We start from the raw sequence: 23,708 nt of genomic DNA on the forward strand, positions 1-23,708 counted from the left end.
GCGCAGCCGGCTGCGGATCACGGATCAGGCCGCCTTCTTCATTTCGGCGGCGCCGGGATTCATCGTGCTCTGCTCGACCGCGTCGATCGACGGGCGCTCATAGGCGGAGATGGTCTTGCGCCCGAACTCGATGGCGACCTGCGGCAGCGCGCCGTTCATGTAGGCGAGCAGGGTCTGCTTGACGATGACATAGAGCCGGTTCTGCTTCTCGCGCACAACCTTGATCTTCGTCGCGATCGGCCCGACCACGCAGTAGGACATGAAGATGCCGAGGAAGGTGCCGACCAGCGCCGCGCCGATCAGGCCGCCGAGGATTTCCGGCGACTGGTCGAGCGCGCCCATCGCCTTCACGACGCCGAGCACGGCGGCCACGATGCCGATGGCCGGGAAGCCGTCGCCCATGGCGGTCAGCGCATGGTAGGCCTTCAGCTTGTCGCCCCGGATGGTCTGGATCTCCTCGTCCATCAGCGCCTCGATCTCGTGCGGACGGGCATTGCCGATGATGATGATGCGGCAGTAGTCGCAGATGAAGTTCGTCAGGTCCTTGTTCTTCAGCACCGTGGGGAAGGCCTGGAAGACGGAGGATTCCTGCGGATTGTCGATATGCGCTTCCACTTCCGAGCGCGACTTGGTGCGCAGCTCGCGCATCAGGCTGTGCAGGACGCCGAGAACCGCCAGATAGTCCTTCTCCTTCGGCACGGCCTGCTTGAAGGCCTCCATGCACCCCTTGCCGGTGTCCTTGACGATCTTCATCGGGTTGGCGACGAGGAAGGTTCCGAGCGCTGCGCCGCAGATGATCACCACTTCCCACGGCTGGACGAGCACTTCGATGTGGCCGCCCATGGCCATGAAGCCGCCGAGCACGCAACCCAAGGTCACGACCAGACCGATAATAATACCCACGGCTCAACCCTTCGACGTCAATTCAGGGTTAACCATAGCGGATCGTGCCTTGCGTGAGGCTTGAACGAAAATGCCGCCGGAGCGATTCAGCTTCGCGCAAGGAAGTCGGCGTATCTTGGCACGACCGACGTCCATGCGCGGGGGATGCGCTTGCTCAGTACATATACAAGCTATTCGCTGATTACCCGCGACCTCGAGAAGTCGCTGGACCGCACGGAGAAACAGCCGGCCGTGCAGCGCGAGGTGGAGTACTATCTCGCCAACATCGAGAACGTGAAGTCCATAGACGACCTCCTGAAGGACGACCGGCTGTTCAAGTTCGCCATGAAGGCGCACGGCCTTCAGGACATGGATTACGCCAAGGCCTTCATGAAGAAGGCCCTGAAGGAAGGCATCGACGATTCGGACAGTTTCGCCAACAAGCTCTCCGACAAGCGCTATGCCGAGTTCGTCGACACCTTCAATTTCGAACGTTACGGCGAGACGACGACGATCTTCACCAAGGCGCGGCAGGGCACCGTCGACAAGTATATCAGGCAGACGCTGGAGGAGGATGCCGGCGACCAGAACGAGGGCGTGCGTCTGGCGTTGTATTTCTCGCGCAAGGCTCCCGAACTGACGAATTACTATGAGGTGCTCGCCGACACGGCGCTCTCGGCCGTGGTGCGCACGGCCTTCGGCCTGCCTGATTCTTTCGCGACCGCCGACATCGACAAGCAGGTTGCATTCTTCGAATCCAAGATGGACATCGCCGATCTGCAGGACCCGAAGAAGCTCGAGAAGTTCATGACGCGCTTCACGAATATGTACGAGCTTTCCAACCCGAGCGCGAATTCGGCGACGTCGTTCGCGAGCGTATTGTTCGGCCAACCCGCCGAATACGGCATCTCTACGAACACGCTTTTCGCCATCCAGGCCTTGCGGCGATAGGTGTCGGCATGCAGGACTCGCTCTACGTCGCTCTTTCGTCTCAAGTCGCGCTCGAACGACGCCTGACCACGCTGGCCGACAATGTGGCAAACGCGGGGACCGTTGGCTTCCGGGCCACGGGCGTCAAGTTCGAGGACCTCGTCTCCGGCTCCGGCAGCGACAAGGTCTCTTTCGCGTCCACCGGAAACACCTTTCTTTCGGGCAATGCGGGCTCGCTGCGCCAGACCGGAAACCCGTTCGACTTTGCCGTGCAGGGCGATGCCTGGTTCGGCATCGATACGCCGGTCGGCACGGTGATGACGCGCGACGGGCGTTTCGAGATGAACGAGGAAGGCCAGTTGGTGACGCATCAGGGTCATCCCGTTCTCGACATAGGCGGCGCGCCGATCCAGCTCGATCCGCGCAACGGCCAGCCGGAAGTCGGCGCGGACGGCATGATCACGCAAAACGGCTTCCAGGTCGGCGCGATCGGCCTTTTCACCTTCCAGCCGGGCGAGGATTTCCAGCGCTACGGCAACTCCGGGATTATTCCGAAGGGAGAACCGGAGCCGCTGGTCGATCGCATGGATGCCGGCGTGGCGCAGGGCTTCGTAGAGGATTCCAACGTCAATCCGGTGCTGGAAATGACGCGCCTCATCGCCGTGCAGCGCGCCTTCGAGAACACGTCGGCGATGATCCGCGCCAATACGTCAAGCCTCGACCAGGCGATCCAGACGCTCGGATCGAAATAGCGCATGCTCGTCCCTGCTTCGGATACCCCCGGCGGACTTCGCGAGCCGCAGGCCGGCGCGGCGGACGATCCGCTGTCGCGGCTGGAACGCCTCTACGCCGCTTTTGCCGAACCCGGCTCGCTGGTCCGCCGCGGGGGCCGCATCGGCGACGTGAGCGCCACAGGCTACCGCGTGCGCGGCTTGTCTTCCGGCGCGCGTCTCGGCGACGTCGTCGAGCATCGCGGCAAAGGCGCGGCGAAACGCGGCGAGATCGTGCGCATCACCGCCGACGAGGTGACCGTCTCGCCATTCGAGCGCAGCGACGACGCCGGCATCGGCGATCCCGTCTTCAACATTGGTTCGTTCGTGCTGTCGCCGTCGGATTCCTGGCGCGGCCGGTCGATCGACGCGCTCGGCCGCGCCATCGACAGGGGCCTGCCCCTTATTGCCGGCCCTTCGGGCAACAGAGCCTCCACGCCCGGCGCGCTTTCGCGCGAGCGCGTCGGCATCGGCTTCGCCACCGGCGTGAAGGTCATCGACATCTTCACGCCCATCTGCTTCGGCCAGCGCATGGGCATCTTCGCCGGCTCGGGCGTCGGCAAGTCGACGCTGCTCGCCATGCTCGCCGCAGCCGAAGCCTTCGATACCGTGGTCGTCGCGCTGATCGGCGAGCGCGGCCGCGAGGTGCGCGAGTTCCTCGAGGACACGATCGGCAAGGCGATGGCCAAAACCGTGGCGGTGGTCGCCACCAGCGACGAAAGCCCGATGATGCGCAAGCGTGCGCCTGAAACCGCCATGCGCGTCGCCGAGCATTTCCGCGATCAGGGCCATAAGGTGCTGATCGTGCTTGATTCGATCACGCGTTACGCGCATGCGCTGCGCGAGGTGGCGACGGCGGTCGGAGAGGCGCCGGTGGCGCGCGGCTATCCGGCATCGGTGTTCACCGACCTGCCAAAACTTCTGGAGCGTGCCGGCCCCGGCGCCGTGGGTTCCGGCTCGATTACCGCCATCATCTCCGTGCTGATCGACGGCGACGACCACAACGACCCCGTCGCCGACTGCGTGCGCGGCATTCTGGACGGCCACATCGTGCTCGACCGCTCCATAGCGGAACAGGGCCGCTATCCGCCTGTCAATCCGCTGGCGTCGATCTCGCGACTGGCCTCGAAGGCGTGGAGCGAAGAGCAACGCATGCTCGTCACCCGCCTGAAAGCGATGATCTCGCGCTACGAGGACACGCGCGACATCCGCCTGCTGGGCGGCTACCAGCCCGGAGCCGATGCCGAACTCGATGCCGCCGTGCGACAGGTGCCGGTCATCTACGAAGCGCTAACGCAAACCCCGAAGGACAAGCCGTCCGCCGATGTCTTCGGGGATCTCGCCCGTCATCTGAAGGGCAAGGAGAAGATCAATGCCGCCCAGGCAAGCTGAAACGCCCGAATCCATCCTCCGCAGCCTGTTCGGCAAGCGTCTGGCGAAGGCAGGCCCCGAAGCAGAAGAGCGCCGCAGCCGGCGCAACGACATATTGATCGCCGGCGCAGGCGTCGCGCTCGGCCTCACCTGCGCGCTGTTTCCCTGGTACATATTCCTCAATCAGGAACAGTTCGGCCCGCCTGCCGTGAAGTTCGAAGGCACAGACGCCGAGGTTCTGGTCGACGACGCCACCGCGACGCCGGTCCTGCCGCGCGGCAATTCCGAGGTCAGGATCATCGGCATACCCAGCCTCGATCTCGACTACACCCCGACCGGCAGCCTGCCCCGTGTCTTCACGCCCGGCATCGAGCCGGCCGAACAGGCCTATCCGGACGACGCTTCGGCCTTCAAGGTGCTGCATGTCACCGCCGGCCGCGCCATGATCGAGGACGACACCGGCATCTGGGTGGTGGAGCCCGGCTCCAGGCTTCCGGACCGCAGCCGGGTCGAATCCATCGAGCGCCGCAAGGGCAAATGGGTGCTGGTGACGAGCGAGAAAAAGGTGCTCGCCGCCGGCGGCTGACCGGTCCCCTTACCCGCTGCAAGGTCCACGCAAGACTGGACGCATAGTCTCCGATCATCGCCCGGAGACCCGCATGGACGCCGTCAACCTCTTCGACCTGGCCTCGCAGCAGTCGCGCTGGCTGTCGGTGCGGCAGACGGCCGTTGCCGGCAACATCGCCAATGCCAACACGCCCGGCTATGGCGCGGTCGAGGTGGAGCCGTTCGAGAGCGTGCTGAACAATTCGCGCGTCGCATTGATCTCCACGAATCCGGGGCATCTTGCCGGAAACGTCTCCGCCAGCGGCTTCAAGGTCGAGCAGGAAGACACCGGCGGCGCGCTCATGCCGTCGAAGAACACCGTCGTGCTCGAAAACGAGTTGCTGAAGTCCGGCGAAATCCGCCGCGGTTTCGAACTCAACACCGCGATCGTGAAGGCGTTCCATCGCTTTGCGCTGATGACGATGAAGGGGTGATCGCAATGGATGCCCTCACAACCGCCCTCAAGGTGGGCGCTTCCGGCCTCGCGGCCCAGTCGGAACGGCTGCGCATCGTATCGGAAAACATCGCCAACGCGCAGTCGACCGGCAGCACGCCGGGCAGCGATCCGTACCGGCGCAAGACCATCATCTTCCAGGCCGAGCTCGACCGCGCCAGCGGCGGCGCGACCGTCGAGGTCGAATCCATTGCGCGCGATCCCGGCGTCTTCCCGATGGAGTTCCAGCCCGGCAACGAGGCGGCGGATGAGAACGGCTACGTCAAGATGCCGAACGTCAATCCGCTGATCGAGATGGCGGACATGAGCGAGGCCAATCGTTCGTATGAAGCGAACCTGCAGGTCATCAAGCAGGCGCGCGAACTCATCTCCATGACCATCGACCTGATGCGGAGCCAGTGATGATTTCGGGCGTCGGCCTTTTCGACCAGAAGCTCGGCACCGTCGGCGCCGGCCTTTCCGGAGGCATCGGCTCGTCCGGCCTCGCCGCCGACAATTCGCTCGGCACGTCGTTTTCCGATCTGGTGACCGCCGCCGCGACACGCACGGTCGACCGGCTGAGCAATGCCGAGGACATGGCCGTGAAGGCCATGCAGGGCGGCGCCGACACGCGCGAGGTGGTCGACGCCGTGATGACCGCCGAGCAATCGCTGCAGGCGGCCATCGCCATCCGCGACAAGATCGTGTCCGCCTATCTCGACATAAGCCGCATGGCGATCTGAGGGAGTTTGGGAGTTTAGTATGAGAGCACTCGCCATCGCCGCCACCGGCATGAATGCCCAGCAGACCAACCTGGAAGTCATCGCCAACAACATCGCCAACATCAACACGACCGGCTTCAAGCGAGCGCGCGCCGAATTCACCGATCTGCTCTACCAGACCGACCGCTCGCAGGGCGTTCCGAGCCGCGCCAGCAGCGGCGTGGTGCCGGAAGGCGTCAGCGTCGGCCTCGGCGTCAAGACGACCTCGATCCGCAACGTCAACGTGCAGGGCGCGCTCAACCAGACCGGCAACCAGTTCGATCTTGCGCTGATGGGCACCGGCTGGTTCCAGATCGAAGGCGCGGACGGCCAGACGCTCTACACCCGCGCCGGCGCCTTCAACACCAATGCCACCGGCCAGCTCGTCACGCCCGACGGCTATGCCGTGGTTCCGGCCATCACCGTACCGGCCGAAGCCGTCGCCATCACCGTCAACAAGACCGGTCAGGTCTACGCCCGCTTCCAGGACCAGAACGAGCTTCAGGAGATCGGTCAGCTCACCTTGGCGACCTTCGCCAACGAGGCCGGCCTCGATCCGCTCGGCGACAACCTGTTCAAGGAAACCGCGGCTTCCGGGCCTGGCAATGTCGGCATGCCGGGCGATCTCGGCTTCGCCACCATCCAGCAGGGCTATCTGGAGGACTCCAACGTCGATCCGGTGAAGGAAATCACCGAGCTCATTTCCGCCCAGCGGGCCTACGAGATGAACTCGAAGGTCATACAGGCGGCCGACGAGATGGCCGCTGTCGTCTCGAAGAACATCCGGTAGTGACGATGATCCGGCAGGTTTTCCGTATCATGGCGCTCGTCGCAGGCCTTGCCGTCGGCGTGGTCGGCCTCGCCGCGGCCGAAGACGTCGTGCTGGTGCCGAACCGTACCATCTATGTCGGCGAGACGGTCTCGCAGTCGGTGCTGCGCGAGGTCGTGCTCAAGCCCGGCAAACGCGTTCCGGACGGCGTCGCCTTCCGCTTCGAGGACCTCGACGGCAAGGTTGCGCGCCGAACGCTGCTGCCGGCCCGCTACATCCCCGTCAGCTCGCTGCGCGAGGCCTGGCTCGTCGAACAGGGCGCGCCGGTGCAGGTCCTGTTCGAGGCAGGATCGCTGAAGATCACGGTGACTGCAATGTGCCTCCAGTCGGGTTCGGCCGGCGACCTCGTCAAGGTCCGCAACATGGACAGCGGCAAGGTCTTCTCCGGCGTCGTGGCCAATGACGGCACGGTAAGGGTCGGCACCTGATGTTTCGCCGGCTGCTCGTCGCCATCAGCCTTGTCGCGGTGTCCCTGGCGCAGCCGGTGACCGCTGCCGACTATGGCGGGGGCCGCGGCGCGTCGCGCGACGATGGCGGCTATGCGGACGATGGCGCCTACTATGGCGGCTACGACAAGCGTGGCGGCCCCGCCCTCCCCGATCGCGGCGGCCTCGTCTCCCGCATCAAGGATATCGCCAGCCTGCAGAGCACCCGCGACAACCAGCTTGTCGGCTATGGTCTCGTCATCGGCCTGCAGGGCACAGGCGACAGCCTGCGCAACTCGCCCTTCACCGAACAGTCGATCCGCGCCATGCTGCAGAATCTCGGCATCGCGTCGGAGGGCGGCCGTGCGCGCGCGAAGAACGTCGCCGCCGTCATCGTGACCGCGAATTTTCCCGCTTTCATGTCGACCGGCGCGCGCATGGACGTGACGGTGTCCTCGATGGGCGACGCCACGTCGCTGGCCGGCGGCACGCTGATCATGACGCCGCTGAAGGCCGCCGACGGGGAAATCTACGCCGTCGCCCAAGGTCCCGTCATCGTCACCGGCTTCAACGCGCAAGGCGCCGCCGAAAAGCTCACGCAGGGCGTGCCGACCGCCGGCCGCGTGCCGAACGGCGCGCTCGTCGAGCGTGAGATAGACGAGAAATTCGCCCATCTGAACCAGCTGAAGCTTGAGGTGCGCAACGCCGATTTCCGCACCGCGGTGAAGATCGCCGATTCCATCAACGCCTTCACCAGGAAGGAATTCGGCAAGGCGCTGGCTTTCGAGCAGGACTCGCGCACGGTCATCATCGAACAGCCCGCGAAAATCTCCACAGCGCGCTTCTATGCCATGATCGAGGACCTGCCGGTGGAAATCGACATGCCGGCCCGCGTCATCGTCGATGAGCGCACGGGCACCATCGTGATCGGCCAGAACGTCAAGATCTCCCGCGTGGCCATCAGCCACGGCACGCTGACCGTGCGCATCACCGAAATGCCGCGCGTCGTTCAGCCGGACCCCTTCTCCAAGGGGGAGACCGCGGTCGAGGACTACACGGTCATCGACGCGGCCCGGCCCGACGCGACCGTCGCTACCCTCGACGGTCCCGACCTCGAAACCCTCGTCGCCGGTTTGAACAAGCTCGGCGTGAAGCCGGACGGCATCATCGCGATCCTTCAGGCGATCAAGTCTTCCGGCGCCCTGCAGGCCGATCTGGTGCTGCAATGACAGGAAGCATGACGAAAAACGCCCGTACGATCCTGAAGCTCTCGACGGCGATTGCCGTCGCGCTGCTGGCCTTCGCACTGCCCGCCTCCACGGAATCGGCGGCGCCGAAACATGCGGAATCGGAAAAGGCAGCGCCCGCTCGCAACGTCACGCCGGGAGAGACGGCGCCGGCCGCCGCAGCAGCGGCGGGCATGGCCGCCGACGGCGACGAGATCCAGCGCTTCTGCGGCAACATCGCCGACGCGGCGCGCGACCGCCGCTACGCGCTGCAGGCGCAGGAATTGCAGAAGCTGCAGGCCGAGATCGACGCGCGCATGAAGGCGCTGGATGAAAAGCGCGCCGAGTACGAGACATGGATGCGCAAGCGCGAAGCGTTTCTCGAACAGGCGCAGGATGGCGTGGTCAACATCTACAAGGGCATGAAGCCCGACGCCGCAGCCGAGCGGCTGGCGGAACTGAAGCCCGACCTTGCCGCCGGTATCCTGATGAAGCTCGAACCCCGCAAGGCGAGCGTCATCCTCAACGAGATGAAGAGCAAGGAAGCCGCCGTGCTGACCACGATCATGGCGAGCGCGGTGCGCCGCGAGGACCCGTCATGATCCGCGGCGCCGCCCCTCTGCTGCTGCTTGCCCTGCTCTATGGCTGCGCAACCCCGGTCAACGAGATCGGCAAGCCGCCGAAGATGTCGCCTGTCGGCAGCGGCATCGACGAGACCACGGGCTCGATCTCCAGTTATCCGGACGCGCCCTCTTCGCGCGCGGGCCGTTTCTCGCTCTGGGACGACCGCCAGAGCCGGCTGTTCACCGATCCCCGCGCGCTCAGGCCGGGCGACATACTGACTGTCGAGATCTCGATCGACGACCGCGCACGCTTCAAGAACGAATCGGAACGCAATCGGAAAACCAGCCGCGAACTAGGCTTCGACCTCGGGCTCGACTGGCAGGGCGCCACGACGGAGGGTTCTGGCAAGGCGAGCATCGATTCCAACACCGATGCCTCCGGCGCCGGCACGACCGAACGCTCGGAGCGCCTGCAACTGTCGATCGCCGCCGTCGTCACGGAAGTCTTCCCGAACGGCAACATGATGATCCAGGGCTCTCAGGAGGTGCGGGTCAACGCCGAACTGCGCATCCTCAACATCGCCGGCATCGTGCGTCCGGCCGATATCGGCCCGAACAACACCATCCCCTACGAGCGCATCGCCGAGGCGCGCATCTCCTACGGCGGCCGCGGCCGCCTGACCGAGGTGCAGCAGCCGCCCTACGGCACGCAGATCCTCGACAATATCTCGCCTTTCTGAGGCAGGACCGAACGATGGCCGTCACTACGCTCGACCAAGCACCGCCCGTGAAGAAGGGCCCGTCGCTGATCATCCAGATCGCAGTATTGCTTGTCCTGACCGGCGTCGCGGTCGGCGGCGGCTGGTTCACAGGCAACTACATGCGCGGCGAACAGGCCGGCGAGGCCGCCCCGGCCGCGGGCGATCACGGAGCGGCGTCCGGACATGGCGCGGCCGAGGCAGCCGGGCATGGCGAGACGTCCGCCGGCGGCGAAGGCCATCCGACCATCATCCCGATGGCCGCCATCACCACCAATCTGGCCCAGCCCAGCAACACCTGGGTGCGCATGGAAATCTCGCTGGTGTTCGACAAGGCGCCGCAGAATCCGGAGCTGCCGGACATCATCCATCAGGATTTCCTGACCTTCGTGCGCACGCTGAAGCTGCACCAGATCGAAGGCCCCAGCGGCTTCCTGCACCTGCGCGCCGATCTCGATGAACGCGCCCAGCTGCGCAGCGACGGCGCGGTGAAGCGCATCCTGATCCGCACCCTGTTGCTCGAATGAAGAAGCTCCTCCTCGCCCCGACGCTCTTCCTCGCCAGTGCCGGAACGGCGCTCGCGCAGCAGATCGATCTCGGCGGCATCGCGCAGGCGGACGGCACCACCGTCGGCTATATCATCCAGATGTTCGGGCTGCTCACCGTGCTCTCGGTGGCGCCCGGACTGCTGATCATGACGACCAGCTTCACGCGCTTCATCATCGCCTTCTCGATCCTGCGCGCCGGCATCGGCCTGCAGACGACGCCGGCGAATCTGGTCCTCATCAGCCTATCCCTGTTCATGACGTTCTACGTCATGGCTCCGACCTTCGATCAGGCATGGACGAACGGCGTGCGTCCTCTGATGGACAACCAGATCACGCAGGCCGAGGCGGTGGAGCGCATCTCCGATCCGTTCCGCCAGTTCATGGTCAAGAACGTCCGGCAGAAGGATTTCGACCTGTTCGCCGATCTCGCGCGGGAGCGCGGCCAGACGGTTTCGGAGGAGACGGTCGATCTGCGGATACTGGTCCCTGCCTTCATGATCTCGGAAATCCGCCGCGGCTTCGAGATCGGCTTTCTGATCGTGCTCCCCTTCCTCGTCATCGATCTGATCGTCGCCACCATCACCATGGCCATGGGCATGATGATGCTGCCGCCCACCGTCGTCTCGCTGCCCTTCAAGATCCTGTTCTTCGTGTTGATCGACGGCTGGAATCTGCTCGTCGGCAGCCTGGTCCGCTCCTTCACCTGATACGATTTACCGGCGCTTAACCACCTCTCTTATGCCGGCGTTAGAACCTCTCTGCCATAAGAACGGGCAGATGACGGGTTGATCTCCGAATACAGCGATCATGGGCATGATGCCGCGCCGTCATACCGGTCGAGCCGGTATGTAGTTTCTCCGAACACGCGCAGGATTCCTGTACCATGGCCAGTATCATGACCAACGCTTCGGCGTTGACGGCTCTCCAGAGCCTGAATGCAACCAACAAGAGCCTCGAGACCACGCAGAGCCGCATTTCGACCGGCTATCGCGTCGCCGAAGCTTCCGACAACGCCGCCTACTGGTCGATCGCGACCACCATGCGCTCCGACAACAAGGCGCTCGGCACGGTTCAGGACGCGCTGGGTCTCGGCGCCTCGAAGATCGACACCGCCTACACCGGCATGAACAAGGCGATCGAGACGGCGAACGAGATCAAGGTGAAGCTCGTCGCCGCCACCGGCGCTACCGATCAGGACAAGGCCAAGATCCAGACCGAGATCAAGGCCCTTCAGGACCAGCTGAAGTCGTACGCGGATGCGGCGACCTTCTCCGGCACCAACATGCTTTCGGTGAACAGCGGCGCGACCGCGACGACCGCCGCCGACGTCAAGATCGTCTCGGCCTTCAACCGCACCGCCGCCGGCGTTGCCTCGATCTCGACCATCGACGTCAAGGTCGAGGACATCAAGCTTTACGAGGCTGGCACCGCTTCGGGCGTCAACAAGGGTATCCTCGACTCGAACCGCACCTCGGCAGGCGTCGAGGGCGCGGCCGATGCGGTGACGCTCGGCACCTATGACGCGAACGACACCTTCACGGTCTCGACTATGCAGCTGACCAACGGCACGCTGTTCGCCACGGATCAGCAGATCGGCCAGATGCTGGGCGTCGTCGAAAGCGCCATCAAGGACATGACGACGGCCGCCACCAATCTCGGCGCGGCAAAGAGCCGTGTCGACCTGCAGAAGACCTTCACGCAGAGCCTGACCGACTCGATCGATCGCGGCGTGGGCCAGCTCGTCGACGCCGACATGAACAAGGAATCGACCCGCCTGCAGGCCCTTCAGGTCCAGCAGCAGCTCGGTATCCAGGCGCTGTCCATCGCCAACGGCAACGCGCAGGGCATCCTGTCGCTCTTCCGCTAAGGCGGAGGTCGATATTTCCTAAGGGCAAGGGGCTTGCAAGGCCGCGTTCCGCAAGGAGCGCGGCCTTTGCTTTGCGGTCGCGGACGCGCGGAAGTCCGGGCAATCCGGCGTCAAACCGGGATATTTGCGCTCCACCCCGGGAGATTCAGTCTTCGGTAACCAGTCCTCTTATGCCGACGTTAGACTCTCCCTGTCATAAGTTGGGACAGATGACGGGTTGATCCCTGCGAGGGGGCTCATGGGCATGATGCCGCGCCGTCATACCGGTCAGGCCGGTATGTGAGTTCGAAGTCACGCGTAAGGGTACGTGCAACCATGGCCAGTATCATGACCAACGCCTCGGCGTTGACGGCTCTCCAGAGCCTGAATGCAACCAACAAGAATCTCGAGACGACGCAGGGCCGCATTTCGACCGGCTATCGCGTCGCCGAGGCTTCCGACAACGCAGCCTACTGGTCGATCGCGACCACCATGCGTTCGGACAACAAGGCGCTTTCGACCGTTCAGGACGCGCTGGGTCTCGGCGCCTCGAAGATCGACACCGCCTATACCGGCATGAACAAGGCGATCGAGACGGTCAACGAGATCAAGGTGAAGCTCGTCGCCGCCAGCGGCTCGACCAATCAGGACAAGGCCAAGATCCAGACCGAGATCAAGGCCCTCCAGGACCAGCTGAAGTCCTATGCGGACGCGGCGACCTTCTCCGGCACCAACATGCTTTCGGTGTCGAACGCCTCCGGCACGGCGGCCGACGTCAAGATCGTTTCGGCCTTCAACCGCACCGCCGCCGGCGTCGCCTCGATCTCGACCATCGACGTCAAGGTCGAGGACATCAAGCTCTATGATGCGGGCGCCGCACCGACCAAGAAGGGCATCATCGACGCTGCCCGTCTCGGCACAACCGGCGCGATCCAGGCCGCGACTTCGGGTACGCTCGGCACCGACGCGGCGACCGACGCGTATGCGCTGTCGTCGATGCAGCTCACCGACGGCACCAACTTCGCCACCGACCTGCAGATCAGCAAGATGCTGACGGTGACGGAAACGGCGCTGAAGGAGATGACGACGGCCGCCACCAATCTCGGCGCCGCAAAGAGCCGTGTCGACCTGCAGAAGACCTTCACGCAGAGCCTCATGGACTCGATCGACCGCGGCATCGGCCAACTGGTCGACGCCGACATGAACAAGGAATCGACCCGCCTGCAGGCCCTTCAGGTCCAGCAGCAGCTCGGCATCCAGGCGCTGTCCATCGCCAACGGCAACGCGCAGGGCATTCTCTCGCTCTTCCGCTAAGGCCTCTCCAGGCCCGCCCGGCGGGCCTTTCCTCCTCGATGCAAAAAGCCGCGTTCCGCAAGGAGCGCGGCTTTCGCGCGTGCCGTTTACAATTTTTCTCATTCTTTAAGGTGCCATTAACCACACCCCTCGTAAGTATGGTTAACCGTTCGACTATGGCGGGTCGATTGTATCTGCGGCCGGAATGAGTCCGTCGGGAGCAGGGGTTCGCGGCACCGGGCCGCGACCGCCGTGACAATGAGGGGTGTGTACCTTGAGCAGTATCATGACCAACGCCTCGGCAATGACGGCTCTGCAGAGCCTCGCTGCCACAAACCGTTCGCTTGACGTCACACAGAACCGGATTTCGACGGGTTACCGGGTGTCGGAAGCGGCAGACAACGCGGCCTACTGGTCGATCGCGACCACCATGCGTTCCGACAACAAGGCCCTTTCCACGGTGCAGGATGCGCTGGGCCTCGGAGCCTCGAAGGTCGACACCGCTTACACCGCCATGAACAAGGCAGTGGAAACGGCCAATGAAATCAAGGTGAAGGTGGTTGCGGCCGTCGGCGCCAGCGAGGGCGACAAGGCCAAGATCCAGACGGAAATCTCCGCGCTGCAGGTTCAGCTCAGGGCCTATGCGGACGCTGCGACCTTCTCTGGAACGAACTGGTTGTCCGTGAATTCCACCGTCGCCGCCGGGCATACGGCCGCCGGTGTGCACAACGACGCCAAGATCATCTCGTCCTTCAACCGCGACAATGCCGGCAACGTCGTCCTCACCACGATCACGGTCGATGTGCAGGACATCAAGCTCTACGACGCGGCGGCCACGACGAACCAGACCAAGGGTCTGCTCGAAGGCATCCGCGACACGACGACCGGCCTGCGCACCGACGGTCACACCCAGGCCGTCGCCGGCACCGTCGCCGCGACGACCGGCTATGCGATCTCGACGCTGAACGTGGTCGGCTTCACCGACCAGCAGGTCCAGCAGATGCTAGTCGTCGTCGATACCACGATCGAGGAAATGACCGACGCGGCCACCAAGCTCGGCTCGGCCAAGAAGAGCGTCGACCTGCAGAAACAGTTCGTGTCGCAGTTGATGGACTCCATCGACCGCGGCGTCGGCCAACTGGTCGATGCGGACATGAGCAAGGAATCGACTCGCCTGCAGGCTCTACAGGTCCAGCAGCAGCTCGGCATCCAGGCGCTGTCCATCGCCAACGGCAACGCCCAGAACATCCTGTCGCTGTTCCGCAGCTAGAGCTGGAAAAATTCAACTAAACGATTGATTTTCGGGCCGTCTCTGACGGCCCGATTTCATTCTCGCACAAGCTTCGCGCTCTAGACTTGACCCCGATTTGCTTGCGGGAGTTCAGGTCTTGCCGGATCAGTTGAAGACGCTCATCGCGAACTTGCAGGAGTTCGGTCCGCGACGCCTTGCCATCATGGGCGGCGTGGCGGCTCTGGTTGTCGCGGTCATCATCGTGGGCTCGATCTGGCTCAACCGGCCGGCCTACGAGACGCTGTATGTCGGCCTCGAACGGCAGGACGTGAACCAGATTGGCATGGTGCTCGGCGAGGCCGGCATCGATTTCGACGTCGCGTCCGACGGCACGACCGTTCTCGTGGGAGCAGGCAACACGTCGAAGGCGCGCATGCTTCTCGCGGAAAAGGGTCTGCCGACCAGCGCCAATGCAGGCTATGAACTGTTCGACAATGTCGGCTCGCTGGGCCTCACCTCCTTCATGCAGGAAGTCACGCGCGTCCGGGCGCTGGAAGGCGAGATCGCCCGCACGATCCAGACCATTCAGGGCATCCGCGCCGCCCGCGTGCATCTGGTCATGCCGGAGCGCGCCAGCTTCCGCCGCGACCAGCAGCAGCCATCCGCTTCCGTCGTCGTGCGTACGGCCGGCTTCGACGCCGACCGCAGCGCCAACGCCATCCGGCATCTCGTTGCTGCTGCGGTGCCGGGCCTGAACGCCGACAAGGTGACGATCCTCGATTCCAACGGAACGCTGCTGGCTTCGGGCGACGATCCGATGAACAACAGCGCCAACCGCAACTTCACCTTCGAGCGCTCTGTCGAGATCCAGATCGAGGACAACATCCGCCGCGCGTTGGCCCCCTATCTCGGCCCGGACAATTTCCGCGCCAGCGTCAAGGCCGAGGTCAACACCGACACGCGCCAGACAGAAGAAACCATCTTCGATCCCGAATCGCGCGTCGAGCGCTCCGTCCAGGTGGTGAAGGCCAACGAGAACAACAACCAGAAGTCGGCAGCCACGCCGACCACCGTCGAGGAGAACCTGCCGGAATCCGACAACCAGCCGGTTGCCGGGCCCGAATCGACCGAGCAGAGCGAGCGCAAGGAAGAGACCACCAACTACGAGATTAACAGCAAGCGCATCGCCACCGTGAGCAACGGCTATTCCGTCACCAAGATGTCGATCGCTGTGGTGGTGAACCAGCAACGCATCACCAACGTGCTCGGCCCCAACGCCACGCCCGAGCAGATCAATGAGCGCATCGCCGAGATCCAGAAGATGGTCGCATCCGCAACCGGCTACAATGAAGGCCGCGGTGACGTCATCAATGTGTCGGCGGTCGAGTTCATCGACGGGCTGGACGGCGCGGAAATAGTCGAGCCGGGCATCATGGACAGCATCGGCGCGCATGTCGGCACGCTGATCAATGCCGGCGCGTTCATCATCGTCGTCGCGCTCGTGGTGCTGTTCGGCTTGAAGCCGATGACGACGGCGCTGACGAAGAAACCCGAGACGCCAAGCTTCGACGAGGTGCAGCGCTCGCTGGCGGCTCCCGACGGCTCCGTTGTGGCGGAACCCGGAGCGCCCGGCGTGGCCGCCCTGCCCGGCATGAACGCGCCCAATCCGCTCGAGGATCTGCGCCAGCGGCTGAAGCCCGCGCCACAGGAACGCCTCGCGCGCATGGTGGACCTGAATGAGGAGCGCACGGCCCAGATCCTGCGCAAATGGGCACGCCAAGAAGCCGCCTGATGACCGGATTGGCGCTCGCAGATTATCTGACGGACTTCGGCACGCCGCCCTCAGCCGCGCGCAAGCCTGTCGAGATCGTTACACCGGCCGTCACGCCGGTAGCGATGCCGGCCGTCGACGTAGGCGCGCTGGTCGACGCAGAAGTGGCGAAGGTCGAATCCCGCCTGAGGGCGGAGATGCACGATGCCGCGGAAGCCGCCCTGAATGTCGAGCGCGCCCGCCACGAGATCGAGATCGCGGAATTGCAGGCGGCGTTCGGCGCCGATGCAGGCGCGCGCATCGCCGCCGCCTTCGAGACGGCCGAGGCCAGCCTCACAGGCATCACCACCACGGCCGCCGCGCGCATCCTTTCCTCTTTCCTGAGCGATGAGCTCGCTCGCCGCTCCGTCGAGCAGCTGGCCTCCCGCATTCGCGAGGCGACCGCCGACCGGGACGCCGTCCGCATCAAGGTCAGCGGGCCGCAGTCGATGCTCCACCGGCTAGGCGCGGCCCTCGGGCCGCTTGAGGCGCAATGCGACTTCACCGAAGCGGACGCCTTCGACGTCACCGTCTCCATCGACGGGGCGTTGTTTGAAACACGGCTGGCCGAATGGGCCGCCCAGATCGACGAGGCAATGTCGTGAGCACCGTCAGCGGCCATCATCATCAGGAGATCATCATCGTCCGCCACGGCGGCGACCATGAAGACGGCCATCACGGCGGCGCCTGGAAGATCGCCTTCGCCGACTTCATGACGGCCATGATGTGCTTCTTCCTCGTCATGTGGCTGATCAACGCCGCCAACGAGCAGACCAAGAGCGCCGTCGCCAGCTACTTCAACCCGGTGAAGCTCATCGATCGCAACTCCAGCCGGCGCGGTCTGGAGGAGATCGGCGACGGGCCGAATTCCATCGAGGCCGGCGGTCAGGACGCCAAGGATTCCGAGCCGACGGAAGGCAAGGAAGGCGAAAAGGACTCCGGCCCTGCGGAAAACCAGAGCGCGCCGGATGCCAGCGTGTCCGAAGCGCGCGCCGACGAAAAGCTCTTTGCCGATCCCTATGCGGTGCTGGCCGAGATCGCGGCCAACACCGATCGCCGTCAGAACATCAGTTCCAAGGGCGACGGCGGCGCGAGCGTCTCCGGTCCGGCCACCGGAGCCGATGGCGGTCAATCCTACCGCGACCCCTTCGCGCCCGACTTCTGGTCGCAGCAGGTCGAGTCAGTCAGCCAGGAAGACGAGGCCCTGGAGGTCGACACGCGCGAAACCAAGGCCGAACGGAAGAAGACTGCCGTCGAGGATACCAAGGACAGGAAGGACGAGAAGACCGGCACCAGCAAGAAGGACATCGCCGAGGCGAAGGAGATCGAGAAGCAACTCGCCAAGGCGCTTGGCAAGGAGATGGTCGGGGCCGGCATCTCCGTCACGGCGACGTCGCGCGGCGTCGTCATCTCGGTCACGGAAGAACTCGAATTCGGCATGTTCGAGATCGGCTCCGCGGTGCCGAGGCCCGAACTCGTCCGTGCCATGGAAAAGATCGGCAAGGTAATTTCCGAGCACAAAGGCTCCATCATCGTCAACGGACACACAGACGCCCGGCCGTTCCGCACCGCGAAATACGACAACTGGCGTCTGTCTACCGCCCGCGCCCAGTCGGCCTACTACATGCTCGCCCGCTCCGGCCTCGACGAGAAGCGCATGACCGAGGTTGCCGGCTTCGCCGACCGGAAGCTCAAGAACACGGACGATCCACTGGCTGCAGAAAACCGCCGCATCGAGATCCTGCTGGAGACGGGGAATGATTGATCGGGCCAGATGGCTCGCTCCGCTTGCGCTGCTCGCCTGGCTCGTTCCGGCGGCGGCGGACGAGCAGCCGTCGCTCGCGCCCTACCAGATGGTGCGTTCGCTGCAGGCGCTGCAGGACCGTATCGCCGCAGGCGATCATGCCGCGCTGCCGATGCAGAACAAGCTGCTGGAACTCATCGACGGCCGCCTGCGCGATGCCGCGGACGAGGAATTCGCCGAGAAGCGCAACGTCCGCGCCGCCCTCGTCTACGGCATGAGCGGCGGCAATCCCGCCACGCTGGCGCGCATCCTCAAACGCCAGCCCGTGACGGATGAGGACCGGAAGCTCGGCCGGGGCGTGCTCGCCTATCTCGCGGGCAACCCCGAACAGGCGCAGGCCGCCCTCGGCGATGTCGATCCGCGCACACTCGCGCCTGAACTCGGTGCGTTCCTGGCGCTCGTCAAGGGATCGGTCAGCGCAACCGGCAACGAGGAAGTGGCGCTGGCGCTCTTCGACTATGCGCGGCTGCTTGGTCCCGGCACGCTTGTCGAGGAGGCCGCGCTCCGGCGCTCCCTCGCCATCGAGGCGTCGCTGGGCAAGCCGGAACGCTTTTTCCTGGCATCGCGGCAATATGTCGTGCGCTTCCTGCGTTCTCCCTACGCCAGCCAGTTCGCGGACTCCTTCATCACCGGCATCCTGGCTCTCCACAAAACGCTCGATTACGGCGCGATCGACAGCATCACGGCGATGATGGACAGCGACCAGCGTCAGGTGATCTATCTGCGGCTCGCCCGCCGCGCGGCGATCGAGGGCCTGACGGAACTCTCCGCCTTTGCCGCCAGACGGGCAAAGGAAAACCTGCCGGCGGATGCTTCGGACGCGCGCTCCAGGCTTTATTCCAGCCTCTCGGTCCTGACCTCGGAGAATATCGAGGAGGTAGCGACGCAACTGCGCGGCATAAAACGCGAGCAGTTGACCGAAAGCGATATTCGCCTGCTGGAGGCCGCCGAGGCAGTGGTGAGCAGCGTCACCTCGGCCCCGAAGCTCGACGTGACGAAGCCAGCCGCCGCGAGCGTTGTCCAAGCGGCCAGGACGGTCCCTGCCCCCGACGCGCCGGTGCCGGTGCCAGCGATCGAGGCGGAGCCTGCCGCGCCCGTTGAGGCGCCGCCAGCGCATGATGCCTCGCCAGCTACGGCGGCGGAAAACGGCGCGGCGACATTGGAAGCGGCAGCGCCGGCGCTGGCCGAAACCGATCCCACAGACACCATGATCAGCGATGCGCGCGCCAGGCTCAGCGCCATCGACCAGATGCTTCAAGAGGCGAAATGACCCTCGTCACTGTACCGAATTTCGCAACACCGCCGCATGGCGGCAACGCGTCGCGTGGCAAGCAGCAGATATCCGGCGGATTCCGCGATGCTTTGGCAGAGCCGGGCAAGGATCGCCATCAACGCAACGTCGACGTCGACGCGCGATCCGCATCGCACAAGCTGATCGAGCGGCTGGCGGTGCGTATCGAGGATATCGAGACACAGGCTCTCGTGTCGCAGGAGATCCCGGAAGCCGAGGTTGTCGCCGACAATCCGGCGGACACGGAGGAGACGGCAGTCTCCAGGGATGGATCGGCGGCGAAGGATGGTGAAACGGACGACGCGGACGACGCCGAAGCCCCCGGCTGGGTCGAGATGCCCAAGCAGCGCACGCCCGTCTTCATGCACGGTGAACCTTGGCGCGATCGCCGCGCCGACGACGCCATCTCCTCTCCAGCCGACAACGAGGCCACTTTGCCGGCCGGGGCGACGGACACCCTCGAAGCAGCATCCGGCGTCGATGTTCAGATCACCACCGACGCGCCGCAGGCCAAACAAACCGCCGAGATGCCAGTGGTGCACGCGCGCGTGTCGAGCGCGACGGACGAGATAGCGTCCGATCCTCGGACCGACACGCCCCAGCCAAAGGTGAACGAGGCAAGGAAACCCGACACCGACATCGACAAGGGCAGCGATGCAGTAGCTGATGACGGCATTCGCGTCGACGATGACGCCGTCGAAATCCGCATCGTTTCCGACTCCCGGGTGAGATCGACCGGCGAGGCCGTGAGGATACAGCAACTTCCCTACGGTTCTTCCGTCGCGATGCTGAACCTGATGACGCAGCGCGAGACGCCTGCGGTCGTCTCACCCGCGCGCCGGGCAGCCATCATCGACACGCGGGATACATTGACTCTCCTGCCGGCGACGGATGCCGTTCCGGTCGAGACGGCGACGGCTGAGACGTCCGATGCCGGGCCGGCGAAACTGGCGCCGCCAGCTTCGGATGTGGCTTCGATGGAGGACGCGTCACGGGCTGGTCCGCAAGCATCGGGAACGGATGACGACGCCTCTCCCGCCACTCCCGTCGACAAGGCGAGCAGCAGGCAGGCAGAGGCTCAGATCCTGCCTGCCCGGCTTGGAGCGACGGCCGCCAGCGTGGTCGAGACGATTGTAGCCCATCCCGCCGCCAAGGTGCAGAAGCTGGAGTCGCAGGCCGTCGTCGATCAACAAGCCGGCACCGCAACCACGCACAGCCTGAAAATCCAGCTGCGGCCCGTCGAACTCGGAGAGATCGCCGCGACGCTGCGCATGACCGGCGATCGATTGTCGGTCGAGATCGCTACGGAAAAGCAGGAGGCCTATGACCGCCTCAACATTGACAGCGACTCAATCGCAAAGGCTTTGCGCACGCTGGGGTTGCAGGTGGATCAGATCACGGTTCTGCCACCACAGGTTGCGACAGCTTCGGCCAAGGCTGATGGTGGAATGTCCAATACGGCTTCCGGCAGCAACGGCCAGCAGTTCGGACAGTCGGGCGCGTCGGCAGGAGGCGGATCGGAGGGTCAGCGCGGAACGCCGTCGCAGGGAGAGCAACGAAATGGCGCACAGTCTCGTCAGATCGCATCGCAGGGCGACGAAGGCGCTCGCGCTCGTGGCCTGTTTATCTAGCGTGCCGCTCGTGGCCCATGCCTCCGCGAACGCCTGTGAGCCGGAAATCGTCCGCGCGTCCCACAACTATGGCGTGCCCATGGGAATCCTCTATGCGGTCGGCCTGACGGAAACCGGAAACAAGGGGAGCCTCCAGCCCAACGCCATGAATATAGAAGGAAAACCGCTTTTTCCCGGAAGCCGCTCGGCAGCACTCGCCGCTTTTGCCAGAGCACACCAGGAAGGTGCGCGCCTCATCGATGTCGGCTGCATGCAGATCAACGTCCGCTATCATGGCGAGAAGTTCCGCAGCCTCTCCGACATGTTCGACCCCCGTCAGAATGTCGACTATGCGGCGCGTTTCCTGCTTGAGCTCAAACAGCGCCACACGACCTGGTCTATGGCGGTCGCGCGCTACCACGCCGGCCCCGACAACGACCCGGCACAGAAGCGCTATGTCTGCCGCGTGATTACCAACATGGTTGCAACCGGCTTCGGAAAATGGACCGCGAACGCACGCACTTTCTGCAACCCATAGGCGTATCCAATCCTTCATTGCAAATGACGGCAGGCCATCCTGCGCTCCCGTGCCACGGCAGGCGCGGAGGCGGCTGCGCGCGCATCCCAAAAAATTAACCACAAGAAATTGGCGTTGTTGCCGAAAGCCGCTCGCGAGAAGTTCGGCGTAACGAAATAACCGAATCTGATTCGGAGGGCGGGCCGATGATTGTGATTGTGGACGAGCGCGAGCTCGTTACGGACGGATATTGCTCGATGTTCGATCGCGAAGGCGTGGCGAGCGCCGGCTTCGCGGCCAGCGAGTTCGGCGATTGGGTCTCCAGCGCGCCCGACGAGGACCTCAAATCCGTCCGCGCCTTTCTCATTGGCGATTGCCCCGAGGAAAAGGTGTCGCCGCGCCAGATCCGCGGCCGCACCGACGCCCCGGTCATCGCGCTCAGCGACCATCATTCGCTGGAGAACACGCTGCGTCTCTTCGAGGCGGGCGTTGACGACGTCATCCGCAAGCCGGTCCATATCCGCGAGATACTTGCACGCATCACGGCCATCCGCCGGCGCGCCAACGAAGAAGCCAGCTTCACCCAGATCGGCGCGATGAGGATCTTCATGGATGGCCGCGATCCGGAGATCAACGGCGAGCCGATGCCGCTGCCCCGGCGCGAGCGCCGCATCCTCGAATATCTTGCGTGCAATTGCGGCCGCCGCGTCACCAAGACCCAGGTCTTCAACGCCATCTACGGTCTGTTCGACGAGGAAGTCGAGGAGAACGTCATCGAGAGCCACATCTCAAAACTCCGCAAGAAGCTACGCGAGAAGCTCGGCTACGATCCGATCGATTCCAAGCGCTTCCTCGGATACCGACTCGTCGTCTGACGCGCGAACAGCCTCACGCAAGCATGGGCCGCTAACATCGGCTCCTGCGGAAAGCGACACCGAGGAGACGTTCGATGAGTTTATACGGTATGATGCGTACGGGCGTGTCCGGCATGGCGGCGCAGGCCAATCGCCTGTCGACGGTGGCCGACAACATCGCCAACTCCAGCACTACCGGCTACAAGCGGGCGAAGACGGAGTTCTCGTCGCTGGTCATGCCGAACCTGCAGAATTCCTATAATTCGGGCGGCGTGAACACGACGGTGATGAACACCATCACCGATCAGGGCCTGCTTCAGTACACCACCTCGGCATCCGACCTCGCCGTCAACGGCGACGGCTTCTTCGTCGTCCAGAACGCCAACGGCCAGACCTATCTCACCCGCGCCGGCGCCTTCGTGCCGAATGCGGACGGCGAGCTCGTGAACGCGGCCGGCTTCAAGCTCATGGGCTACAGCTACGAGAACGGCGATCCTGCCGCCACCGCCAACGGCACGGCCGGCCTCGAGGCCGTCGTCATCAAGGACGACGAGATTTCGGCGGAGCCGAGCACGGTCGGCGTGTTCAAGGCCAATCTTCCCGTCGGCGCCGATGTCCTTCCGGCACTGACAAACGTCGCCGGCGCGCAGTACACCGCAAAGTCCTCGCTCGTGGTCTACGACAATGTCGGCCAGGAGGTTCTGGTCGACGTCTATTTCACCAAGACCGGCCCCAACACCTGGGACATGCAGATCTACGATCAGTCGCTGGCGACGCCCGGCACGACCTTCCCCTATACCGCCGGCCCGCTGGCCACCCAATCGCTGACCTTCGATCCGCTCAACGGTAAGATCACCAACGCGCCGCCGGAGATCGCCTTCGCCGTGCCGAACGGCCAGACCTTCACCATGAGCCTGGCAGGCATGACGGAACTCGGCACGCAATATACCGTGCTCGACGCCAAGGCCAACGGCACGCCGCCGAGCGCCATCGACCGCATCATCGTCGACGGCGACGGGACGCTCTATGCGCAGTTCAAGGAAGGCTCGCTGAAGCCGCTCTACAAGATTCCGCTGGCGAACGTGCCGAGTCCCGACCGCCTGAGCGTCCTGCCGGGTAACGTCTTCGCCGCCAATCCGGACTCCGGCGATCTGCAGGTCGGCTTCGCCGAATCGGGCGAACTCGGGTCCATCGTCTCCGGCGCACTGGAAAGCTCGAACGTGGACATCGCCGAGGAGCTGACCACGATGATCGAGTCGCAGCGCACCTATACCGCCAATTCGAAAACGTTCCAGACCGGCTCCGATCTGATGGACATATTGATCAACCTGAAGAGATAGCCCGCGGCAC

The 23,708-nt window shown here is 64.3% G+C and carries 26 protein-coding genes; 25 read left to right on the forward strand and 1 reads right to left on the reverse strand.

What is annotated here, in order from left to right; all coding sequences use genetic code 11:
• Positions 1-24: 24 nt before the first annotated feature.
• On the reverse strand, positions 25-903 hold the full coding sequence (gene motA / locus M9955_00770) for a flagellar motor stator protein MotA (GenBank protein ID MCO5080168.1): 879 nt from the start codon (positions 901-903) through the stop codon (positions 25-27).
• A 144-nt stretch (positions 904-1,047) separates the two neighbouring features.
• Between motA and M9955_00775 the strand changes: the two genes are divergently transcribed.
• The 25 genes from M9955_00775 to M9955_00895 all read left to right on the forward strand — a co-directional run bounded on the left by M9955_00775 (position 1,048) and on the right by M9955_00895 (position 23,698).
• Positions 1,048-1,833, forward strand: coding sequence for a DUF1217 domain-containing protein (locus M9955_00775; GenBank protein ID MCO5080169.1), 786 nt, complete (start codon positions 1,048-1,050; stop codon positions 1,831-1,833).
• Positions 1,834-1,841: 8 nt separating this feature from the next.
• A complete protein-coding gene (gene flgF, locus M9955_00780; protein ID MCO5080170.1) occupies positions 1,842-2,564 on the forward strand; it encodes a flagellar basal-body rod protein FlgF in 723 nt (240 codons plus the stop codon).
• 3 nt (positions 2,565-2,567) lie between these two features.
• The gene (fliI, locus tag M9955_00785; protein ID MCO5080171.1) at positions 2,568-3,974 is read left to right on the forward strand and encodes a flagellar protein export ATPase FliI; all 1,407 of its coding nucleotides are present in this window, start codon (positions 2,568-2,570) and stop codon (positions 3,972-3,974) included.
• Complete coding sequence (locus tag M9955_00790; GenBank protein ID MCO5080172.1) at positions 3,955-4,539, forward strand: hypothetical protein; 585 nt, start codon at positions 3,955-3,957, stop codon at positions 4,537-4,539. The genes fliI and M9955_00790 overlap by 20 nt, the downstream gene beginning before the upstream one ends.
• Positions 4,540-4,612: 73 nt before the next feature.
• Complete coding sequence (flgB, locus tag M9955_00795; protein MCO5080173.1) at positions 4,613-4,993, forward strand: flagellar basal body rod protein FlgB; 381 nt, start codon at positions 4,613-4,615, stop codon at positions 4,991-4,993.
• Positions 4,994-4,998: 5 nt separating this feature from the next.
• Positions 4,999-5,415 carry a flagellar basal body rod protein FlgC gene (flgC, locus tag M9955_00800; GenBank protein MCO5080174.1) on the forward strand — a complete coding sequence of 139 codons (417 nt, stop codon included), beginning with the start codon at positions 4,999-5,001 and terminating at the stop codon, positions 5,413-5,415.
• On the forward strand, positions 5,415-5,735 hold the full coding sequence (gene fliE, locus M9955_00805) for a flagellar hook-basal body complex protein FliE (protein ID MCO5080175.1): 321 nt from the start codon (positions 5,415-5,417) through the stop codon (positions 5,733-5,735). Before flgC ends, fliE begins: the two co-directional genes overlap by 1 nt.
• A gap of 19 nt (positions 5,736-5,754) precedes the next feature.
• Entirely contained in the window at positions 5,755-6,543 is a 789-nt protein-coding gene (gene flgG / locus M9955_00810; protein MCO5080176.1) for a flagellar basal-body rod protein FlgG, read from the forward strand.
• A gap of 5 nt (positions 6,544-6,548) precedes the next feature.
• A complete protein-coding gene (flgA, locus tag M9955_00815; GenBank protein ID MCO5080177.1) occupies positions 6,549-7,010 on the forward strand; it encodes a flagellar basal body P-ring formation protein FlgA in 462 nt (153 codons plus the stop codon).
• Positions 7,010-8,236 carry a flagellar basal body P-ring protein FlgI gene (locus M9955_00820; GenBank protein ID MCO5080178.1) on the forward strand — a complete coding sequence of 409 codons (1,227 nt, stop codon included), beginning with the start codon at positions 7,010-7,012 and terminating at the stop codon, positions 8,234-8,236. The genes flgA and M9955_00820 overlap by 1 nt, the downstream gene beginning before the upstream one ends.
• Before the next feature lie 8 nt (positions 8,237-8,244).
• Positions 8,245-8,835, forward strand: coding sequence for a MotE family protein (locus M9955_00825; GenBank protein MCO5080179.1), 591 nt, complete (start codon positions 8,245-8,247; stop codon positions 8,833-8,835).
• On the forward strand, positions 8,832-9,536 hold the full coding sequence (locus M9955_00830; GenBank protein ID MCO5080180.1) for a flagellar basal body L-ring protein FlgH: 705 nt from the start codon (positions 8,832-8,834) through the stop codon (positions 9,534-9,536). Before M9955_00825 ends, M9955_00830 begins: the two co-directional genes overlap by 4 nt.
• 14 nt (positions 9,537-9,550) lie before the next feature.
• On the forward strand, positions 9,551-10,081 hold the full coding sequence (locus M9955_00835; protein MCO5080181.1) for a flagellar basal body-associated FliL family protein: 531 nt from the start codon (positions 9,551-9,553) through the stop codon (positions 10,079-10,081).
• On the forward strand, positions 10,078-10,809 hold the full coding sequence (gene fliP / locus M9955_00840) for a flagellar type III secretion system pore protein FliP (protein ID MCO5080182.1): 732 nt from the start codon (positions 10,078-10,080) through the stop codon (positions 10,807-10,809). Before M9955_00835 ends, fliP begins: the two co-directional genes overlap by 4 nt.
• 176 nt (positions 10,810-10,985) lie before the next feature.
• Positions 10,986-11,969 (forward strand): flagellin, encoded by a 984-nt coding sequence (locus M9955_00845; GenBank protein ID MCO5080183.1) that lies wholly within the window; start codon positions 10,986-10,988, stop codon positions 11,967-11,969.
• A 315-nt stretch (positions 11,970-12,284) separates the two neighbouring features.
• Positions 12,285-13,262 (forward strand): flagellin, encoded by a 978-nt coding sequence (locus M9955_00850; GenBank protein MCO5080184.1) that lies wholly within the window; start codon positions 12,285-12,287, stop codon positions 13,260-13,262.
• A 253-nt stretch (positions 13,263-13,515) separates the two neighbouring features.
• Positions 13,516-14,511 (forward strand): flagellin, encoded by a 996-nt coding sequence (locus tag M9955_00855; GenBank protein MCO5080185.1) that lies wholly within the window; start codon positions 13,516-13,518, stop codon positions 14,509-14,511.
• A 118-nt stretch (positions 14,512-14,629) separates the two neighbouring features.
• The gene (gene fliF, locus M9955_00860; protein MCO5080186.1) at positions 14,630-16,264 is read left to right on the forward strand and encodes a flagellar M-ring protein FliF; all 1,635 of its coding nucleotides are present in this window, start codon (positions 14,630-14,632) and stop codon (positions 16,262-16,264) included.
• Complete coding sequence (locus M9955_00865; protein MCO5080187.1) at positions 16,264-16,887, forward strand: hypothetical protein; 624 nt, start codon at positions 16,264-16,266, stop codon at positions 16,885-16,887. The genes fliF and M9955_00865 overlap by 1 nt, the downstream gene beginning before the upstream one ends.
• Positions 16,854-18,047 carry an OmpA family protein gene (locus M9955_00870; GenBank protein MCO5080188.1) on the forward strand — a complete coding sequence of 398 codons (1,194 nt, stop codon included), beginning with the start codon at positions 16,854-16,856 and terminating at the stop codon, positions 18,045-18,047. Before M9955_00865 ends, M9955_00870 begins: the two co-directional genes overlap by 34 nt.
• Positions 18,040-19,356 (forward strand): chemotaxis protein MotC, encoded by a 1,317-nt coding sequence (locus tag M9955_00875; protein ID MCO5080189.1) that lies wholly within the window; start codon positions 18,040-18,042, stop codon positions 19,354-19,356. The genes M9955_00870 and M9955_00875 overlap by 8 nt, the downstream gene beginning before the upstream one ends.
• Entirely contained in the window at positions 19,353-21,008 is a 1,656-nt protein-coding gene (locus M9955_00880; protein MCO5080190.1) for a flagellar hook-length control protein FliK, read from the forward strand. Before M9955_00875 ends, M9955_00880 begins: the two co-directional genes overlap by 4 nt.
• Positions 20,938-21,525, forward strand: a complete 588-nt coding sequence (locus M9955_00885; GenBank protein MCO5080191.1) for a transglycosylase SLT domain-containing protein — start codon at positions 20,938-20,940, stop codon at positions 21,523-21,525. The genes M9955_00880 and M9955_00885 overlap by 71 nt, the downstream gene beginning before the upstream one ends.
• Before the next feature lie 185 nt (positions 21,526-21,710).
• Positions 21,711-22,379: a response regulator transcription factor gene (locus M9955_00890; protein ID MCO5080192.1), complete on the forward strand. Its 669-nt coding sequence runs from the start codon at positions 21,711-21,713 to the stop codon at positions 22,377-22,379.
• 74 nt (positions 22,380-22,453) lie between these two features.
• The gene (locus tag M9955_00895; GenBank protein MCO5080193.1) at positions 22,454-23,698 is read left to right on the forward strand and encodes a flagellar hook protein FlgE; all 1,245 of its coding nucleotides are present in this window, start codon (positions 22,454-22,456) and stop codon (positions 23,696-23,698) included.
• The last annotated feature ends 10 nt before the right edge of the window (positions 23,699-23,708 follow it).

Source organism: Rhizobiaceae bacterium, from assembly GCA_023953845.1.
GTDB lineage: Bacteria > Pseudomonadota > Alphaproteobacteria > Rhizobiales > Rhizobiaceae > Arvimicrobium.

What these genes read in the sequence shown, in the direction of transcription:
- flgG (MCO5080176.1), top strand. Translation starts at nt 5,755, where the DNA reads ATGAGAGCACTCGCCATCGCCGCCACCGGCATGAATGCCCAGCAGACC.
- M9955_00790 (MCO5080172.1), top strand. Translation starts at nt 3,955, where the DNA reads ATGCCGCCCAGGCAAGCTGAAACGCCCGAATCCATCCTCCGCAGCCTG.
- M9955_00775 (MCO5080169.1), top strand. Translation starts at nt 1,048, where the DNA reads ATGCGCTTGCTCAGTACATATACAAGCTATTCGCTGATTACCCGCGAC.
- M9955_00895 (MCO5080193.1), top strand. Translation starts at nt 22,454, where the DNA reads ATGAGTTTATACGGTATGATGCGTACGGGCGTGTCCGGCATGGCGGCG.
- fliI (MCO5080171.1), top strand. Translation starts at nt 2,568, where the DNA reads ATGCTCGTCCCTGCTTCGGATACCCCCGGCGGACTTCGCGAGCCGCAG.
- M9955_00835 (MCO5080181.1), top strand. Translation starts at nt 9,551, where the DNA reads ATGGCCGTCACTACGCTCGACCAAGCACCGCCCGTGAAGAAGGGCCCG.
- fliP (MCO5080182.1), top strand. Translation starts at nt 10,078, where the DNA reads ATGAAGAAGCTCCTCCTCGCCCCGACGCTCTTCCTCGCCAGTGCCGGA.
- M9955_00865 (MCO5080187.1), top strand. Translation starts at nt 16,264, where the DNA reads ATGACCGGATTGGCGCTCGCAGATTATCTGACGGACTTCGGCACGCCG.
- flgC (MCO5080174.1), top strand. Translation starts at nt 4,999, where the DNA reads ATGGATGCCCTCACAACCGCCCTCAAGGTGGGCGCTTCCGGCCTCGCG.
- M9955_00875 (MCO5080189.1), top strand. Translation starts at nt 18,040, where the DNA reads ATGATTGATCGGGCCAGATGGCTCGCTCCGCTTGCGCTGCTCGCCTGG.
- M9955_00825 (MCO5080179.1), top strand. Translation starts at nt 8,245, where the DNA reads ATGACGAAAAACGCCCGTACGATCCTGAAGCTCTCGACGGCGATTGCC.
- M9955_00880 (MCO5080190.1), top strand. Translation starts at nt 19,353, where the DNA reads ATGACCCTCGTCACTGTACCGAATTTCGCAACACCGCCGCATGGCGGC.
- fliE (MCO5080175.1), top strand. Translation starts at nt 5,415, where the DNA reads ATGATTTCGGGCGTCGGCCTTTTCGACCAGAAGCTCGGCACCGTCGGC.
- M9955_00890 (MCO5080192.1), top strand. Translation starts at nt 21,711, where the DNA reads ATGATTGTGATTGTGGACGAGCGCGAGCTCGTTACGGACGGATATTGC.
- flgB (MCO5080173.1), top strand. Translation starts at nt 4,613, where the DNA reads ATGGACGCCGTCAACCTCTTCGACCTGGCCTCGCAGCAGTCGCGCTGG.
- flgF (MCO5080170.1), top strand. Translation starts at nt 1,842, where the DNA reads ATGCAGGACTCGCTCTACGTCGCTCTTTCGTCTCAAGTCGCGCTCGAA.
- M9955_00845 (MCO5080183.1), top strand. Translation starts at nt 10,986, where the DNA reads ATGGCCAGTATCATGACCAACGCTTCGGCGTTGACGGCTCTCCAGAGC.
- flgA (MCO5080177.1), top strand. Translation starts at nt 6,549, where the DNA reads ATGATCCGGCAGGTTTTCCGTATCATGGCGCTCGTCGCAGGCCTTGCC.
- M9955_00885 (MCO5080191.1), top strand. Translation starts at nt 20,938, where the DNA reads ATGGCGCACAGTCTCGTCAGATCGCATCGCAGGGCGACGAAGGCGCTC.
- M9955_00850 (MCO5080184.1), top strand. Translation starts at nt 12,285, where the DNA reads ATGGCCAGTATCATGACCAACGCCTCGGCGTTGACGGCTCTCCAGAGC.
- M9955_00820 (MCO5080178.1), top strand. Translation starts at nt 7,010, where the DNA reads ATGTTTCGCCGGCTGCTCGTCGCCATCAGCCTTGTCGCGGTGTCCCTG.
- M9955_00870 (MCO5080188.1), top strand. Translation starts at nt 16,854, where the DNA reads ATGGGCCGCCCAGATCGACGAGGCAATGTCGTGAGCACCGTCAGCGGC.
- M9955_00830 (MCO5080180.1), top strand. Translation starts at nt 8,832, where the DNA reads ATGATCCGCGGCGCCGCCCCTCTGCTGCTGCTTGCCCTGCTCTATGGC.